15 protein-coding genes, 2 tRNA genes and 1 riboswitch are annotated in these 16,847 nt (G+C 33.9%); of the genes, 13 read left to right on the forward strand and 4 right to left on the reverse strand.

Features of this window, described 5'->3' with window-relative positions:
- Nucleotides 1–166: 166 nt before the first annotated feature.
- The 7 genes from ACTHPI_RS07475 (at nucleotide 167) to ACTHPI_RS07505 (ending at nucleotide 7,501) form a co-directional block, all read left to right on the forward strand.
- Nucleotides 167–239 (forward strand) — tRNA-Thr (locus ACTHPI_RS07475).
- A 209-nt stretch (nucleotides 240–448) separates the two neighbouring features.
- On the forward strand, nucleotides 449–2,065 hold the full coding sequence (locus ACTHPI_RS07480; RefSeq protein WP_445353544.1) for a peptide ABC transporter substrate-binding protein: 1,617 nt from the start codon (nucleotides 449–451) through the stop codon (nucleotides 2,063–2,065).
- Between the two features lie 139 nt (nucleotides 2,066–2,204).
- Nucleotides 2,205–3,347 carry an IMP dehydrogenase gene (gene guaB, locus ACTHPI_RS07485; RefSeq protein WP_445353545.1) on the forward strand — a complete coding sequence of 381 codons (1,143 nt, stop codon included), beginning with the start codon at nucleotides 2,205–2,207 and terminating at the stop codon, nucleotides 3,345–3,347.
- Nucleotides 3,348–3,520: 173 nt separating this feature from the next.
- Nucleotides 3,521–4,450, forward strand: a complete 930-nt coding sequence (opp3b, locus tag ACTHPI_RS07490; RefSeq protein ID WP_445353546.1) for an oligopeptide ABC transporter permease — start codon at nucleotides 3,521–3,523, stop codon at nucleotides 4,448–4,450.
- 5 nt (nucleotides 4,451–4,455) lie between these two features.
- Entirely contained in the window at nucleotides 4,456–5,487 is a 1,032-nt protein-coding gene (locus ACTHPI_RS07495) for an ABC transporter permease (RefSeq protein WP_445353547.1), read from the forward strand.
- A 12-nt stretch (nucleotides 5,488–5,499) separates the two neighbouring features.
- Nucleotides 5,500–6,549: an ABC transporter ATP-binding protein gene (locus ACTHPI_RS07500; protein WP_445353548.1), complete on the forward strand. Its 1,050-nt coding sequence runs from the start codon at nucleotides 5,500–5,502 to the stop codon at nucleotides 6,547–6,549.
- A 10-nt stretch (nucleotides 6,550–6,559) separates the two neighbouring features.
- Nucleotides 6,560–7,501, forward strand: coding sequence for an ABC transporter ATP-binding protein (locus ACTHPI_RS07505; protein WP_445353549.1), 942 nt, complete (start codon nucleotides 6,560–6,562; stop codon nucleotides 7,499–7,501).
- Between the two features lie 52 nt (nucleotides 7,502–7,553).
- On the opposite strand, the gene ACTHPI_RS07510 is transcribed toward ACTHPI_RS07505, so the two are convergent.
- Complete coding sequence (locus ACTHPI_RS07510) at nucleotides 7,554–8,870, reverse strand: C1 family peptidase (RefSeq protein ID WP_445353550.1); 1,317 nt, start codon at nucleotides 8,868–8,870, stop codon at nucleotides 7,554–7,556.
- Nucleotides 8,871–9,008: 138 nt separating this feature from the next.
- Nucleotides 9,009–9,431 (reverse strand): Hsp20/alpha crystallin family protein, encoded by a 423-nt coding sequence (locus ACTHPI_RS07515; protein WP_445353551.1) that lies wholly within the window; start codon nucleotides 9,429–9,431, stop codon nucleotides 9,009–9,011.
- Between the two features lie 127 nt (nucleotides 9,432–9,558).
- Here ACTHPI_RS07515 and greA point away from each other — a divergent pair, with 127 nt between their 5' ends.
- Both greA and ACTHPI_RS07525 read left to right on the forward strand, forming a co-directional pair.
- Nucleotides 9,559–10,020, forward strand: a complete 462-nt coding sequence (greA, locus tag ACTHPI_RS07520) for a transcription elongation factor GreA (RefSeq protein WP_445353552.1) — start codon at nucleotides 9,559–9,561, stop codon at nucleotides 10,018–10,020.
- Nucleotides 10,021–10,108: 88 nt separating this feature from the next.
- Nucleotides 10,109–10,771 carry a CPBP family intramembrane glutamic endopeptidase gene (locus ACTHPI_RS07525; protein WP_445353553.1) on the forward strand — a complete coding sequence of 221 codons (663 nt, stop codon included), beginning with the start codon at nucleotides 10,109–10,111 and terminating at the stop codon, nucleotides 10,769–10,771.
- Between the two features lie 50 nt (nucleotides 10,772–10,821).
- Here the strand turns inward: ACTHPI_RS07525 and ACTHPI_RS07530 are convergent.
- Nucleotides 10,822–10,892: transfer RNA gene (locus ACTHPI_RS07530), tRNA-Gly, on the reverse strand.
- A 32-nt stretch (nucleotides 10,893–10,924) separates the two neighbouring features.
- Nucleotides 10,925–11,533 carry an SOS response-associated peptidase family protein gene (locus ACTHPI_RS07535; protein ID WP_445353554.1) on the reverse strand — a complete coding sequence of 203 codons (609 nt, stop codon included), beginning with the start codon at nucleotides 11,531–11,533 and terminating at the stop codon, nucleotides 10,925–10,927.
- 119 nt (nucleotides 11,534–11,652) lie between these two features.
- On the opposite strand from ACTHPI_RS07535, the gene trpS reads away from it, so the two are divergent.
- The 4 genes from trpS (at nucleotide 11,653) to mgtA (ending at nucleotide 16,755) form a co-directional block, all read left to right on the forward strand.
- On the forward strand, nucleotides 11,653–12,675 hold the full coding sequence (gene trpS, locus ACTHPI_RS07540) for a tryptophan--tRNA ligase (protein ID WP_445353555.1): 1,023 nt from the start codon (nucleotides 11,653–11,655) through the stop codon (nucleotides 12,673–12,675).
- 17 nt (nucleotides 12,676–12,692) lie between these two features.
- The gene (locus ACTHPI_RS07545; protein ID WP_445353556.1) at nucleotides 12,693–13,172 is read left to right on the forward strand and encodes a deoxycytidylate deaminase; all 480 of its coding nucleotides are present in this window, start codon (nucleotides 12,693–12,695) and stop codon (nucleotides 13,170–13,172) included.
- Nucleotides 13,162–13,758: a TPM domain-containing protein gene (locus ACTHPI_RS07550; RefSeq protein ID WP_445353557.1), complete on the forward strand. Its 597-nt coding sequence runs from the start codon at nucleotides 13,162–13,164 to the stop codon at nucleotides 13,756–13,758. The genes ACTHPI_RS07545 and ACTHPI_RS07550 overlap by 11 nt, the downstream gene beginning before the upstream one ends.
- 63 nt (nucleotides 13,759–13,821) lie before the next feature.
- Nucleotides 13,822–13,985: riboswitch (M-box (ykoK) riboswitch) on the forward strand.
- Nucleotides 13,986–14,064: 79 nt separating this feature from the next.
- A complete protein-coding gene (mgtA, locus tag ACTHPI_RS07555; protein WP_445353558.1) occupies nucleotides 14,065–16,755 on the forward strand; it encodes a magnesium-translocating P-type ATPase in 2,691 nt (896 codons plus the stop codon).
- Nucleotides 16,756–16,847: the final 92 nt, after the last annotated feature.

The following is a 16,847-nucleotide window of genomic DNA, read 5'->3' on the forward strand; positions in this document are numbered from 1 at the left end:
AGAAAGTACACGGTAAGAAAATCGTTAAGATCAACAAGACTCAATGGCTTAACACTAAGGACGTTGTAAAGGATTAATTTGAACTAAAAATTAAATACTTTTCGATTTTATAGAAAAATTAGAAGACATTCTCGTTGAATGCCTTCTTTTTTGTTACAATAAGATTGCCGCTTTAGCTCAGGAGGTAGAGCACCGCCGTGGTAAGGAGGAGGTCCCCAGTTCAAATCTGGGAAGCGGCTTTAAAAAATAAGGAATATATAATTTACATAATGAAATACTTAAAAAATAATAATAAAAACAAGTTCTAAAACATTAATCTAGAGCTTGTTTTTTTGTTTCGCTAAAATTAAAATGAAATTTTTACTTGCATATGAGAAAAATATAATTTATACTAATAAACAACTTAAAAAGTCTATTATTTTTCTCATAATTGAGAGGGGAAATATTTATGAAATTTACAAAACTTTTTGCTGCAGGAGCTACTGTCTTAGCCTCTGCTGCTGCATTGGCAGCCTGTAGCTCTAACAATTCATCATCAGGTAGCAAAAAATCTATCAATTGGGAAGAAAACGCTGAAATTCCTACGATGGATATGTCAAAAGCTACTGATAATGTAAGCTTTAACCAATTAAATAATGTAATGGAAGGTCTTTATCGTTTAGGAAAAGATAATAAAGTTGAAAATGCTTTAGCTACTAAGACCCAAGTTTCAAAAGATGGTAAGACTTGGACCTTTACTTTACGTGACTCTAAGTGGTCAGATGGTAGTGCTCTTACTGCAAAAGATTTTGTATATTCTTGGCGTAGAACTGTAGATCCCAAGACGGCTTCACAATATGCTTATCTTTTTGAAGGAATTAAAAATGCTGATAAAATTTCTGCAAGTAAAGCTCCAGTATCAAGTCTAGGTGTTAAGGCAGAAGGAAAAAACAAGTTAGTAGTTAACCTTGATAAGCGTATTCCTTACTTTAAGCTTTTGATGGGATTCCCATTATTCTTCCCGCAACAACAAAAGGCTGTTGAAAAATATGGAGAAAAATACGGTACTTCTTCAAAGTATATGGCTTATAATGGTCCTTTTGTACAAACTGGCTGGACAGGCTCAAATCTTTCTTGGAAGTTGAAGAAGAATAATAATTACTGGGATAAGAAAGATGTTAAGCTTGATGCAATTAATTACAGTGTTCAAAAGACTCCATCAACAGCTTATAATTTGTACCAATCAAACAAGCTTGATGCAGTAGTTCTAGATTCTCAACAAACTAAGAATTTAAAGAACCAAAATGGTTATACGATTCGTCCGACTGCAAGTACTTTTTATTTGCAATATAATCAGAAAAATAAGAATTTACAAAATGAGAATCTTCGCCGTGCAATTTCTCTTTCAATTAATAGAAAGGCTTTAGGAGATGCCTTGGGTGGTTCAAGTAAACCTGCCAAGTCACTAACTCCAGCTGGTTTAACCAAGGTAGAAAACCAAGATTTTGCTTCAAAGACTGCAGATACTACTTATACTAAATATGATCCTGCTGAAGCTAAAAAGCTCTTTAAGAAAGCACTTAAAGAACTTGGTAAAAATAATGTTTCAGTGGATATTTTGAGTGATGATACTGATGCAGGTCAAAAAACAACTGAAACCCTTCAAAGTCAACTAGAAGGAAACTTAAAGGGACTTAAAGTCGGCGTTCAAAATGTGCCATTTAAAACTCGCTTAAGTCGTTCAACTTCAGGAAACTTTGATATTGTTGTAACTGGTTGGGGTGCAGATTTTGCAGATCCAATTTCATTTGATGACTTATTTACTTCTAAAAACACCCAAAACAATGGTAAATGGTCAAACACTCAATATGATAAATTGATTGCAGACTCTAAAACTGCAACTAATGATGAACAAAGATATGCTGATCTTGTAAAAGCGGAAAAACTTTTACTTGAAGATCAAGGTGTAACCCCTCTTTACTACAAGACTGAAGCATGGTTAGTTCGTCCAAATATTAAGGGTATTGTTTATAATGCTGCAGGAGCAAATTATAACTTTAAAGAAGCTTATGTTTCTGAAAATTAAATAATTTATTTAAGAATCAACTGCAAGAAGGCGGTTGGTTCTTTTTTATATTAATTGAAATTTAACTCTTGACCTATTGGTTTTAAGCTAGTAAAATCTAGATAATTTAAATATTTTTAAGGGAAGAGGAGTCATTTCAATGTCTAATTGGGAAACAAAGTTTGCTAAGAAAGGTTTAACCTTCGATGATGTTTTATTAATTCCAGCTGAAAGTCATGTTTTGCCAAATGAAGTAGATTTAAGTACGAAATTGGCAGATAACTTACAGTTGCATATTCCACTTATCAGTGCAGGGATGGATACTGTTACTGAAGGCGCAATGGCAATTGCAATGGCTCTTCAAGGTGGTCTTGGTGTAGTCCATAAAAATATGTCAATTCAAGCTCAAGCTGGTGAAGTAGCAAATGTTAAGAGTGTAATGGTGCCACAAAGCGCAGTAAATGCGGCGGTTGATAGTGAAAATAGATTGCTGGTTGCAGCAGCTGTAGGTGTAACTAGTGATACGTTTGAACGTGCAGAAGCTCTTTTAGAAGCAGGAGCGGACGCTATTGTAATTGATACAGCACATGGACATTCAGCTGGAGTTTTGCGTAAGATTAAGGAGATTAGAGATCATTTTCCTGATGTAACTTTAATTGCAGGAAATGTGGCAACTGGAGATGCAACGCGAGCACTTTTTGATGCAGGTGTTGATGTAGTAAAAGTTGGAATTGGTCCAGGTTCAATTTGTACTACTAGAATTGTTGCAGGCGTTGGAGTTCCGCAAGTTACTGCAATTTATGATGCGGCTACTGCGGCTCGTGAGTATCATAAACCAATTATTGCTGACGGCGGAATCAAATTTTCTGGAGATGTCGTTAAAGCTTTAGCTGCAGGTGGAAATGCTGTAATGCTTGGATCAATGCTTTCAGGAACTACTGAAGCTCCAGGTGAATTATTTGAAGATAATGGTCATAAGTTCAAAGCATATCGTGGTATGGGATCAGTTGGAGCAATGGCACAATCTCATGGTTCAAGTGATCGCTATTTCCAAGGTGGAGTTAATGAAGCTAATAAGTTAGTTCCTGAAGGAATTGAAGCAAGAGTTGCTTATAAAGGCGATGTTTCTGATGTGATTTTCCAAATTGATGGTGGACTTCGTTCAGGTATGGGATATGTTGGTGCAGCTAATATTTCAGAATTAATTGAGAATGCACAATTTGTTCGAATTACTGGGGCGGGTCTTCGCGAATCACATCCACATGATGTTCAAATCACAAAAGAGGCTCCTAACTATAAGTAAGTAATATATGCAAAGATTAGAAAAATAATAATTAATATACTAAAAAATAAGAGAAAAATTTAATATTTTCTCTTATTTTTTTAATTTTATACTAGATATTTCCCTTATTTTTGCTATAATAAGAAAAACATTAAAATTTGTTATAAAAATTAATATGAAATTGAGGAATTTATATGGCTAGGTACTTATTAAAACGTGTATTTTACATGATCCTCACTTTGTTCATTGTAGCTACGGTTACTTTCTTTTTGATGAAATTAATGCCGGGTTCACCATATGCTAACGAAGCGAAGATGACACCGACGCAATTGCACATTATGAATGAGCAATATGGTCTTAATAAACCCATTTGGGAACAATATCTTATCTATATTACAGGGATGCTCCATGGGGATTTTGGTACCTCATTCCAATATAGCAACCAACCAGTTTCTAGTTTAATTAGTGCTCGTTTAGGAGCATCTGTCCAATTAGGGCTGCAAGCGCTTATTGTTGGGGTAGTGCTAGGAGTAATTGTTGGTGCGATTGCTGCAATGAAGCAAGGAACTTGGGTTGATTCAACAGCAACTGTGGTTTCAATTATTGGTAAGTCAGTACCTAACTTTGTTTTAGCAGTTCTTCTTCAATATTATATCGGACTTAAATTAGGCTGGTTCCCAATCGCAGGTTGGGGACAATTTAGTCAAACAATTATGCCAACCATAGCTTTAGCTGTAGGACCACTTGCTGAAACTGCTCGATTTATCAGAACAAGTATGGTGGACACTTTAAGTAGTGATTATATTGAACTTGGTAAGGCTAAGGGACTTAGCAGAATGGAAGTTATTAGAAAACATGCTATGCGTAATTCTATGATTCCTCTTGTAACTTTAATTGGTCCTTATGCTGTAGCACTTATGACAGGTTCAATGGTTATTGAAAATATTTTTAACGTTCCAGGTATTGGGGAACAATTTGTAAAGTCAATTTTAACTAATGATTATCCTACCATCATGGGAATTACAATGGTCTATTGTATTGGATTAGTTGTGATTCTTCTAATCACTGATATTATCTATGGATTGATAGATCCAAGAATTAGATTAACTGAAAGCGAGGCTTAAAACAAATGGATGAAAATGAATTAAAACTTAGTCCAGATGCTTTTGAACCTTTAACTAAAGACGAAGCTCAAGATAGCGAAAATATTGCAGGTCCATCATTATCTTTTGGACAAAATGTTTGGTTAAGATTTAAACAAAGAAAAGCCGCTGTACTTTCAGCAATCATTGTAATTTTGATGGTTGTGGTAGCTTTTGGTTCGACCCCTTTTATTAATAAGTCAACCTTAGTTAAGTCGCATCCGCAATATGCCAATTTACCAGCTAAAGTGCCAGGTATGAGTGCAATTAATGGTTTAAATGGAAAAATCAAGCAAAATGGTCAATGGGTGGATGCTTATGCTCAAAATGGTGTCCCTAAAAATAAATATTTTATAGCGGGAACTGACTATTTAGGTCGTCCATTGGGTCAAAGAATCATTTATGGTACTAAAATTTCTTTGATTGTTGCTTTAGTTGCAGCTTTCTTTGATTTAACAATTGGGGTTGCATATGGAATCATCTCGGGGTGGAAAGGTGGCCGAGTTGATAATGTTATGCAGCGAATAATCGAAATTATTTCATCAGTTCCAAACTTGATTATTGTTGTTTTAATGTTAGTAGTATTAAAACCAGGTATTACTTCCATTATCTTGGCAATTGCTATTTCTAGTTGGACAACTATGGCTAGACAAGTTAGAGCTGAGACCTTAAGTTTAAAAAATGAAGAATATGTTTTAGCTGCTCAATCTCTTGGAGAATCTTCTTGGAAAATTGCCCTTAAGCATTTGGTACCTAATCTTTCAAGTATTATCATTATTCAAACAATGTATACTATTCCAACTGCTATTTTCTTTGAAGCATTCTTAAGTTTTATCGGTATTGGTATCTCTGCACCAGAAACTTCACTAGGGGTACTTCTTAATGAAGGACAAAAGAACTTCCAATTCTTACCTTATCAAATGTGGTATCCAGCAATTATTTTGTGTATTTTAATGATTGCTTTTAACTTATTAGGTGATGGTTTACGTGATGCCTTTGATCCAAGAGGACAAAGATAGGAGGGAATATCCATGCCAAAAAGAGTATTAGATGTAAAAGATTTAAAAATTGATTTTCATACTTATGCTGGCGAAGTTAAAGCGATTCGGGATGTAACGTTTCATTTAAATGAAGGTGAAACATTAGCTATTGTAGGTGAATCTGGCTCTGGTAAATCTGTTACTACCCGTTCTATTATTGGACTTTTGGCAAGAAATGCACAAGTGATGGGTGGAGAAATTAATTTCCATGGGAAAAATTTACTAGACCTATCTGAAAAAGAATGGCAAAATATTCGCGGAAATGAAATTGCGATGATTTTTCAAGATCCAATGACTTCACTTGACCCAACTATGAAAATTGGTCAACAGATTGCTGAACCGTTGATTAAGCATGAGGGTGCATCCAAAAAGGAAGCATGGGCAAAAGCATTAGAAATGATGAAGGCTGTAGGTATTCCTAAAGCAGAAGAGAGAATCAATCAATATCCGCATCAATTTTCTGGAGGGATGCGCCAGAGAATTGTGATTGCTATTGCACTTATTTGTGAACCAGAAATTTTATTAGCTGATGAACCAACTACGGCTCTTGATGTAACTGTTCAAGCTGAAATATTAGATTTAATGAAAGATTTACAAAAACGTGTAAAGACTTCAATTATTTTTATTACACATGATTTGGGTGTAGTTGCAGGTATGGCTGATAGAGTGGCTGTTATGTATGCGGGAGAATTTATGGAATATGGAACAGTAGATGATATTTTTTATAATCCACAACATCCTTATACTTGGGGACTTATTAATTCAATGCCAACTCTTGAAAGTAATACTTTAGAATCAATTCCAGGTACTCCTCCTGACTTGCTTAACCCACCTAAAGGGGACCCTTTTGCCCCAAGAAATCGCTATGCAATGAAGATTGATGTTCAAAGAAAGCCACCATTTTTTAAAGTCTCAAATACGCATTATGCTGCAACTTGGCTTTTAGCTCCTGGAGCTCCTAAAGTTAATCCACCCCAAGAAATTCAAAGACGCTGGAAAAAGTTTAAATTGATGCAACAAGGCTATAATGCTAACAGTTAAGGAGGATTTTATGCCAGAAAAAAAGAAAATTTTGGAAGTAAAGCATTTAAAACAATACTTTAAAAATGGTCGTGAAATTACCAAAGCTGTTGATGATGTTAGTTTTGATATTTATGAAGGTGAAACTTTTGGTCTTGTAGGAGAATCTGGATCAGGTAAAACTACAACTGGTCGCTCAATTTTACAATTATATAAACCAACAAGCGGTGAAGTTATTTTTGAAGGTAAAAATGTTGAAAATCTGAAAAAGCGCAATGATAAGCTTAAATTTAGACGTGATGCGCAAATGATTTTTCAAGACCCTTATGCTTCTCTTAACCCGAGAATGACGGTTGAAGATATTATTGCAGAAGGCTTAGATATTCACGGCTTGGTCAAGACTAAAGAAGAACGTCGTCAGCGTGTTGAAGAACTTCTTGAAACCGTTGGTCTTAATAAAAACCATGCTAGTCGTTTTCCTCACGAATTCTCTGGTGGTCAGCGACAAAGAATTGGGATTGCTAGAGCTTTAGCTGTTGAGCCTAAGTTTATAGTAGCTGATGAACCGATTTCTGCTCTTGATGTTTCAATTCAAGCACAAGTTGTTAACTTAATGATTGAATTACAAAAAAAGCGTGGTCTTACTTATTTATTTATTGCTCATGATTTATCTATGGTAAAATTTATCTCAGATAGAATAGGCGTTATGCATTTCGGTAAATTGTTAGAAGTCGGTTCTGCTGATGATGTTTATGATAGACCGCTTCATGACTATACTAAAAGTTTAATTTCTGCAGTTCCTGTACCTGATCCTGAAATTGAAAGGAATCGTCATAGAATTGATTATGATGCTGAAAAAGAAGAACATGATGGTAAAAAAAGGACCTTACATGAAATTACACCGGGACACTTTGTGCGTTGTAGTGAAGATGAAGTAGAGCAATATCAAAATGTTGCTCAAAGTTATGAATAATAAAAATAAACTCTTGCACTTTTGCAAGAGTTTATTTTTATTTCCCAGGAAATTATGCTAAAGAATCCCATGCTGGAAGATCAGTAATTGGACCTTCAGCAAGCTTTTTCTGTTCTTCAGTTAAATACTTTTTGTGAACAACTACTTCATAGACATAGTCATTGAACCAGTCATTACTCATTACAAAATAGCCTTTGGCGCCAGATTTTTCACCCCAGGAATTCTCAACTTTCCATTGACGAATATCACCATTATCTTCGTCAACTCCAACTAAAGTCATCGCGTGAGAAACTTCGCCAGCTCCAGTTTTTAGTCGATCTTCCTTGCTCATCTTAAGATCGACTTGGAATAAGTCATCAAGTTTATATAAATTAGTATCAAGATAACCGGTTTGACGATCCATTTGACGAAGAACGTCATTTCCAAACCAAACGGCTTCACCATCTTTTAATTGAGCGATTGAAGCTTGAGTTAAATATTCCATCGGAACATTGAGCAATTTAATACGGTATTGACCTTCAACATTGTCTTCGGATGGGAGTCCATAGAGCTTGTTGTATTCATGGTCTGGGGCATTTGTTAAAACGACATAATCATTTAAATCTACACCACTTAAATATTTGTGGAAGAATTCAAGTGGAGTTAAGTTTTTATCTAAGTGATAGTTTTTATCATCATCACGGTATTCTAAGTCAAAATGTTTTGGTGGTTCACCGACTGCTATTGCAGTCATTCGATAAACGTCGTTTAAGAATTTAGTTCTTAAATCTTCTGCTTCGGCTGTTTTTCCATCTTGAATTAATTTGCGCAAAATTAAAGCATCTTTTTTTAATTTATCTTTAAGCGCGTTACTAAAGCCGGTTGTATCATTAGTATTAAAAGTTTCAGGCATAGCATAAGAAGGTACTACTCCATATTTTTCAACTAAAGAAGCTGCCATGTGAAATTGTCCACCATCTGCTCCAGCAAAGTCTAAATGGGCCTTAACTTCACGTGAATCAAGAGGTTTATCAGCAGTTTCAATAATATTATTATAAAAAATATTTGCTCGTTCAATCTTATCCCAGAAAAAATTATAAGCTTGTGAAAAAGTAAAGTTCTTTGTCTTGTATTTTTTGCCAAATTCGTGACGAAGAACGTTTAATGTAGCGAATAACCAGCACCGGCCTGAGTGCTTTTGATTGGTAACATTATCGGTATCAAGTTCTGTTGAAAAAACACGTGTTAATTTGCTTTGAACACGATCATTATATGAAGCTGCTAAGACGCCGTTTTTTTGAGCTGCACGAGCAATAACATGATGTTCAGGATTTTTGTTAAAGTTTTGCGAGAACTTTTCAATTTCTTGCAAGGTTAATTTATGCGTCATAAAGAATCTCCTTTTTTAATATTATTTTATGTTACCTTTCATTTTAGTTCAAAACAAAAACAGGTTCAATAAAGAACCTGCCTTCAATAGAGAATTATATTTGAATAACTTATGTGGACTTCTTGCAATTATTATAAGTTAATCAATTTGAATTGAACTATTATTTGCGTCGGCACTTTGCTTAGGCAATGTAATAGTCAATACACCATCATCATACTTTGCATGAATCTGATTTGCAACCACATTTGATAATCTAAAGCTTCTAGAAACATGTCCTTGGCTTCTCTCTTTGTGGATTACATCGCCATTCTTAGCGGTTTCATTTTTTTCAGATTTTCTTATTCCAGAAACATTTAAAATTCCATCATGGTAATTTATATGAATCTTATCTTTATCAAAACCGGGCATATCAATAGTTACTATATAATCCTTATCAGTTTCTGAAAGATCAGCTTGCATGATGTTGGCAACTTTATCATCAAAGAAGTTTCTTGGAAAACCAAACCAATCGTTCATTGCATCAAATACATCATCATGACGATTCATCATTTCGTTTGCCATAAATTAACAACTTCCTTTCAATAATGCAGTAAATTTATTTTTCCCTGCACTGTTTATTGTAGTAGGATAGAATAAAAAATAAAGTATTTAGCACTCAAAAGCATCTAGTGCTAATCAGGAGGCAAAAATGGTTTATTATCAAAAAATGACCCCAGAAGGTTATAAACAAATTGAAGATGAAATTGCACGTTTAAAAAAAGATAGACCTCGTAGAATTAAGATTTTGCAACAAGCTCGTTCAATGGGGGACTTATCTGAAAACACTGAATATACTGAAGCTAAGCGTGACTTAGGGCATTTACAAAGTCGTCTGCGTTATTTAGGAAAGCAATTAAAATATGCAGAAGTAATTAAGACAAAAGATGACGGCAAAGTTGATTTAGGTAAAGTTGCAGTTTTAAAATTTGAAGATGATGATGAGACAGAAGAATATAAAATTGTTGGAAGAATGGAAGCAAATTTATCAGAAAACAAGGTATCTTTTGATTCACCGCTTGGAAGTGCAATTATGAAAAAAGAAGCTGGTACAACGGTAATAGTTGAAGCACCGGCTGGGAGTTATCAAGTAAAGATTGTTGAAGTGAAATAGGAAAAATCAATATGATAATTCCTAAATGTTGCATTTTTTGTTATAATATGGAATTTGTAGGATATATACAATTTTAGGAGTGAAGTTTTTGAATACGCCGGAATCAAGAGAAGGTAATCTGATTCGCTATGCTGTTTATTTTATTGGCTATTTAATGGCTGCTGGTGTAGTTAAATTAGTTACTATGAAATCACCGCTTAGAATATGGGACATAATCTTATTTGGATTAATTGCAGCGATGGTACTTTTATTTTATATTTATCGCTTTAATCGTGAACAACGCTTCTTTGAGCGAGATTTTGTAATGCCCTGGTTAGGTGATTATGCGGTAACAATTGGTTTAACAATTTTAGTTGTAGCAGGTAGAATTGGCGTTTCATGGCTTCAAGCTTACAACAAAGTTAGTTGGTATGGATTTCAGGTTGAATACTTAAAGCATGAGTCTGTACCGATGTTTTGGTTTTTAATTGTTGCAATAGGTATCATTTTACCGATTTTACAACAATTTTTAACAACAGGATTTTTATTTAATTATGCATTTAGACGCAGTGTTCCAGCTATTGCAATAATGGGAATGTTTGCTTCAGGAATTTTGTTTAGCATTTTGAATTTTCAAATGTCAATTCCATTATTTGTTATAGATATTGCATTTGGAGCAATGTTTGCTTGGTCTTACTTATATACGCAAACAATGTGGATGCCGATATATTTAGCTGTTGTTAATGGAGTCTTATTAGTAATCATGACTTAGATATTTAAAAAAGATGATGAACAATTGTTCATCATCTTTTTTATTATATAAGCGGATAGCGTGAATCGAACCCGCATCTTCAGCTTGGGAAGCTGACGTTCTACCATTTAACTATACCCGCATTACTCTAATATCTTATCATGAATTTATAAATTATGCCAAATTATTTTGGTGGGGAAGTTTTTTAATATCTAAGTCAAAATTTTCGCGATTTTTTAAACTAGTAAAATTTTGAAAAAGCCATTGGCGAATTTCTGTAGGTTTAAGTACTAATGGCATTCGATTATGGATTGGCATCATGTAAGAATTAGGAGCAGTAGTAACCATTGCGAATTTATCTTTATCATAAATTCCAGCAATTAGAGTTAGTGGGTATTCTGGATCACGAAAGGCATATTTTTCATGGTAGTTTTTGTTTTTCAAGCGGTAAATATCTTTACTTGTTTCAAAAAATTCTTCAGCGACAATAATACATCTTTGACGAGCAAACGACTTATCCCACATGGAAGGAGCAGCTTGGTAAAAACGTTCAATTCTGGCATTAAAAATCGGCTTATTTGAATTAATAGGACTTGAATAGCCCCATGATTTTGGTTGAAGTAAAAGTTCATGATTTTTAAATAATAAAACTGGAGCAGTTGTTTTTGGAAAAACGTCCTGTGTCGTTAATTCAAAGTCAGGTTCTATCAATGGAAGATTTAAATCATTTTTTAAATAGTTTTGGATTGTTATGAGACTAGGCAGTTTAAAGTGATTGCACATTTTTTGACCTTCTAACTAATGTAATTTCATAGCTAGTTTAATCTTAGCTTAATTTTTGATAAAATTGAAGTTATTAAAAACTAATGTATTAAAGATCTAAGCAAAAAGGAAGAATAATTATGACAAAGGAAATATTACTTACAGGTGATCGTCCAACGGGAAAGTTACATGTTGGTCATTATATTGGCTCACTTAGAAATCGAGTAAAACTTCAAAATAGTGGTGATTATGACCCATATATTATGATTGCTGATACTCAAGCTTTGACTGATAATGCAAGAGATCCTGAAAAAATTCGTAACTCACTTATTCAAGTAGCACTTGACTATCTTTCAGTTGGTATTGATCCAACTAAGTCAACAATTTTTGTTCAATCACAAATTCCTGCTCTTTTTGAATTAACAGCTTATTACATGGACTTAGTTACTGTGGCACGTCTTGAAAGAAATCCAACTGTTAAAACAGAAATTAAGCAGAAAGGTTTTAAAGATTCTATTCCAGTTGGCTTTTTGAATTATCCGGTTTCTCAAGCTGCAGATATTACTGCTTTTAAAGCCACTGTAGTTCCAGTTGGTGATGATCAGGAACCAATGCTTGAACAAACTCGTGAAATCGTGCGCACATTTAACCGTGTATATGATTGTGATGTACTTGTAGAGCCTAAAGGTTACTTCCCTGCAAAAGGTGAAGGTCGTCTTCCGGGACTTGATGGAAATGCAAAAATGTCTAAATCCCTTGGTAATGCAATTTACTTATCAGATGACGAAAAGACAGTTCAAAAGAAAGTTATGTCAATGTACACTGATCCAAATCACATTCATGTTGAAGACCCTGGTCAAGTTGAAGGAAATACTGTCTTTACTTATCTTGATGTATTTGATCCAGATAAAGATACAGTTGCTCAACTAAAAGAAGACTATCAAAAAGGCGGCTTGGGAGATGTTAAAATCAAACGTTACTTAAACAAAGTCTTAGAACAAGAACTTTCACCAATTCGCGAGCGCCGTGCAAAATATGAAAAAGATATTGATAGTGTTTACCAAATGTTGATTGATGGTTCAAACAAAGCTAATGAAGTTGCTAACCAGACTTTAGAAGAAGTACGTGATGCAATTGGTCTCAATTATTTCAAAAATAGATAAAGAAAAAGAGGCAATATATGCGTGATCGTATTCCTTGGAAACAATATTTTATGATGCAGGCTTTGGTCATTGCACAGCGATCAACTTGTAATCGTGCTCTTGTTGGCAGTGTATTAGTTAAAGATAATAGAATTATTGGTACTGGTTATAATGGTTCTGTTTCAGGGCAGCCTCACTGCGATGATATCGGTCATCAAATGGTAGATGGACATTGCGTTAGAACAATTCACTCAGAAATGAATTCTTTAATTCAATGTGCAAAAAATGGTGTTTCAACAGCTGAAACTGAAATATATGTAACTCATTTTCCTTGTTATAATTGCACCAAAGCTTTGATTCAAGCAAGCGTTAAAAAAATCAATTATTACTTTGATTACCGTGATAATCCACTAGCAATAAAATTACTAGAAGATTGTGGGGTACCATATGAGAAAATCAAAATTGACCGTAAATATGTTGAAGGATTGGCTCATAAACTTGAAGAGGATGAAAACTAAACTATTAATATTTATTGGATTATTGCTTACTTTTTTAACTTTGAGTGGTTTTAGTCAAAATAATATTGAAGATAATGCACATATTTTAAATAAAGAAACTCAAGAATTAATTACAGCTAAAAATAATCGCTATTGGCAGACAAAAGAACAGCCGCAAGTAGTTGTTAAAACAGTTGATAGATTGAACCACTTAACTCCTAAAACTCTCAATAAACAAAAAAATAAGGTTTTTATTGTAATTGGAGTCAAAAAAGATAAGAAGAATGTGCAAATTTATTCAACTAAAGATTTACATGGAGCTTTTACTGCAGAATCAAGAGCAAGTATTATTAGAGCTGCAGGAGATGAATTAAGAAGCAGTAATAATGCTACTTTTAATAAAGGAGTTCGCTTTGTTTTTAGAGCATGTGCTACTAAAGTTGATCAACAATATCAATATACTTTAGATAAGTATGACCTTACTGATAGTGAACAAAGTACGATTACCCATCCGCGAAAAGTTGCCCTCCCAATTGCACTAGCGTTAGTTATTGTAGTGGCAGGGATGATTTACGTTTTACGTAAAGTAAAGCGCAAAAATGCATAATTTAAAATTAATTTGACGATAAGATTTTTAAGCTTTAGACTTATTAAGGTAATACAATTTTTGCAAATAAACTGTTAGGTGAGATTCCTACGTGAACACACGCTATCGCCCAGAAACATCCAGAGATGCCAACGGGTCAAATAGGCCTCGTCGACTTAAGGCGAGATCCAGATAGCTAGCATGTGCTTACGTCACGTAGTGTTAAAACTGAACGACGAGTATTAAAGCCTTGTTTGGTATGGAGTCACTTTTCAGAAAGTGTCTCTTTTTTAGTTTGTTTGCGCACAAAAACAAGGAGGAGTAAAAATGCTAAATGTAAAGACTTCAAAAAATGAGCCAAAACGCGATTATATTGAACGTGTTAAAAAAATTGCACGTGAAAGTCGCACAGAAACTTTAGCTAGACTTCATGCAAGTGCGGAAGGTTTGTCTACTAAACAGGCAATATTAAATAGAGAAGAGTATGGAGCAAATGAAATTGAGGATGCGAAAAATGATTCTAAGTGGCATTTTTTTATTGAATCTTTTTTAACTCCTTTTACAATTGTTTTGATATTGTTAGCTGCAACATTATTTATTGCAGATGTTGTACCAAGTGATCAAGATGATGTGAGTACTGCCATTATTATTATCGTAATGGTCTTAATAGCTGGAATTATTAAGTTCGTTCAAAATATTAAAACATCAGATGCAGTAGAAGAAATGCTTCATTTAGTATCTGTTACTACAAATATTAAGCGTGATAATGAAAATCGAGAACTACCAACTAATGAAGTTGTTGTAGGGGATGTAATTAATCTTTCTGCTGGAGATATGGTTCCAGCTGATATGCGGCTTTTGAGAAGTAAAGACCTTTTTTGTTCAACTAGTTATATTGATGGTAAGTTTGACCCAAAAGAAAAAATTGCCACTAAAACTCCACGCTTTGAACAAGTGAATAATTATCTTGATTATCCAAATATTGTTTATGAAGGAACAACGATTGTATCTGGATCAGGTACAGGAGTGGTGTTTGCGACTGGTAAAGATACAATTTTTGGTAAAAAAATTAGAGATGAAAATAAGCGTGAACTTCATAAAACTACATTTAATGTAGGAATCAAAAGTATCACAAAACTGCTGATGATTATGATGGTAATTGTGAGTGTTTTGGTTTTTGTGATTAATGGTATAACTAAGGCAAACTGGATTTCTTCATTTGTCTTTGCAATTGCAATTGCGGCGGGTTTAACTCCAGAAATGCTGCCGGTAATTGTTACTTCAAACTTAGTCAACGGTAGTAAAGAAATGGCTAAGCGAGGTAATATTGTAAAAAGGTTAAACTCAATTCAATATTTTGGTTCAGCTGATGTCTTATGTACTGATAAGACAGGTATCTTAACTCAAGATAAAGTTATGCTTGAGCGTCATTATGATTTAACTATGCAAGAGACAAAGCGCGTTTTAGAGTTATCATATTTGAATGCATATTATCAAACTGGAATGAAGGATTTAATTGATGAAGCTGTAATCAATGCTGCAGGAGATGAATTAGATACTAATGAAATCCAGCGAGATTATAATAAAATTGACGAAATTCCGTTTGATTATAATCGCCGCAGAATGAGTGTTGTTGTTGCTAATTCTGATCAAAATCATGGTGAACACCTTTTAGTAACGAAAGGTGCAGCTGAACAAATGCTTGAAGTAGCTACTAAAGTAGAACTTAATGGTAAAGTTTTGCCTTTAACTAAAGAAAGGCGAGAGAAGATACTTGAACAAGTTGAAGATTTGAATACTGATGGAATGCGTGTTCTTTTATTAGGATATAAGCGTAACCCTGCACCTGTTGGAGAATTTTCAGTAAATGATGAAAATGACTTAACTTTAGTTGGCTTTTTGACATTTTTAGATCCGCCAAAAGAAAGTGCTCAGGCAAGTTTAGCTAAACTGCGCCGCGATGGAATAGATGTTAAGGTTTTGACTGGTGATAATGAAGCTGTAACTAGAACTTTAGGACTTCAAGTTGGATTAAACGTTAATGTTGTGTATTCTGCAGAAGACTTAGAAGGAAAAAGCACTGAAGAACTTTCTAAAATGGTTGAAGAATGCAATATTTTTGTAGAATTAACACCAGAACTTAAAACCAAGATAATTAAACTTCTTCGCACCAATGGTCATACTGTTGCTTATTTAGGCGATAAAATAAATGATGCGCCAGCCATGCATGCGTCAAATGTTTCAATTTCAATTGATAATGCGGTTGATATTGCTAAAGAATCTGCTGATATAATTTTGCTTAATAAAGATTTAGCTATTTTAGAAGATGGAGTTCGAATTAGTAGAAATGTCCTTGGAAATATTATGAAGTATTTTAAGGTTATTTTGACGTCGAGCTTTGGTAATTCCTTAGCAATGATAATTGCATCTTTATTTTTACCATTCTTACCTATGATGCCTTTGCAAATTGTAGTAATGAATTTGCTATTTGGCATGAGCTGTTTGTTGATTCCTTTTGACAAAATGCCTAAAAGTTACTTAGATAAACCTAAAAAATGGGCAGTTAGACGTTTGCCAAAGTTTATGATAGTTTTTGGACCTATTTCAACAGTAATTGATATTATTACTTTTGCGCTTTTATATTTCTGGATTTGTCCCCACATTGCAGGTGGTAGTTTTAATGAGATTACGAAGAGTCAGCAAATAATATTCATTACAAGTTTTTATACTGGATGGTTTATTGAAAGTATTTGGATTCAAGAAATTGTTATTCATATAATTCGTGATAAACGTTTTCCATTTGTTTTTCAACGAGCAACTGGACCTGTACTAGCAGGTACATTAATTACTGCAATAGTTGGAACGATTTTGCCATTTTCATTTTTGAGTAAAGATTTAGCATTTGGTCCAATGCCAGAGAATTTTTTGTTGGTAATTTTAATATTATTGCTGGCATACATTTTATTGATGAGTTTAGTGAAAGTATTGTATTTGCAAAAGAATAATTTTTTGATTTAAGAAGCTGATTTAGCTTCTTTTTTCTTTGCCTATCCTTTTCCCAGCTACTTGTCATGGTGTATCATATAATATGAATTATTTTCTAATTTAAG

It is taken from the genome of Lactobacillus sp. PSON, assembly GCF_052615405.1.

Bases quoted from the DNA above. Each gene is read 5' to 3' on its own strand.
- ACTHPI_RS07480 (WP_445353544.1), top strand. From the start codon at position 449: ATGAAATTTACAAAACTTTTTGCTGCAGGAGCTACTGTCTTAGCCTCT.
- guaB (WP_445353545.1), top strand. From the start codon at position 2,205: ATGTCTAATTGGGAAACAAAGTTTGCTAAGAAAGGTTTAACCTTCGAT.
- opp3b (WP_445353546.1), top strand. From the start codon at position 3,521: ATGGCTAGGTACTTATTAAAACGTGTATTTTACATGATCCTCACTTTG.
- ACTHPI_RS07495 (WP_445353547.1), top strand. From the start codon at position 4,456: ATGGATGAAAATGAATTAAAACTTAGTCCAGATGCTTTTGAACCTTTA.
- ACTHPI_RS07500 (WP_445353548.1), top strand. From the start codon at position 5,500: ATGCCAAAAAGAGTATTAGATGTAAAAGATTTAAAAATTGATTTTCAT.
- ACTHPI_RS07505 (WP_445353549.1), top strand. From the start codon at position 6,560: ATGCCAGAAAAAAAGAAAATTTTGGAAGTAAAGCATTTAAAACAATAC.
- ACTHPI_RS07510 (WP_445353550.1), bottom strand. From the start codon at position 8,870: ATGACGCATAAATTAACCTTGCAAGAAATTGAAAAGTTCTCGCAAAAC.
- ACTHPI_RS07515 (WP_445353551.1), bottom strand. From the start codon at position 9,431: ATGGCAAACGAAATGATGAATCGTCATGATGATGTATTTGATGCAATG.
- greA (WP_445353552.1), top strand. From the start codon at position 9,559: ATGGTTTATTATCAAAAAATGACCCCAGAAGGTTATAAACAAATTGAA.
- ACTHPI_RS07535 (WP_445353554.1), bottom strand. From the start codon at position 11,533: ATGTGCAATCACTTTAAACTGCCTAGTCTCATAACAATCCAAAACTAT.
- trpS (WP_445353555.1), top strand. From the start codon at position 11,653: ATGACAAAGGAAATATTACTTACAGGTGATCGTCCAACGGGAAAGTTA.
- ACTHPI_RS07545 (WP_445353556.1), top strand. From the start codon at position 12,693: ATGCGTGATCGTATTCCTTGGAAACAATATTTTATGATGCAGGCTTTG.
- ACTHPI_RS07550 (WP_445353557.1), top strand. From the start codon at position 13,162: ATGAAAACTAAACTATTAATATTTATTGGATTATTGCTTACTTTTTTA.
- mgtA (WP_445353558.1), top strand. From the start codon at position 14,065: ATGCTAAATGTAAAGACTTCAAAAAATGAGCCAAAACGCGATTATATT.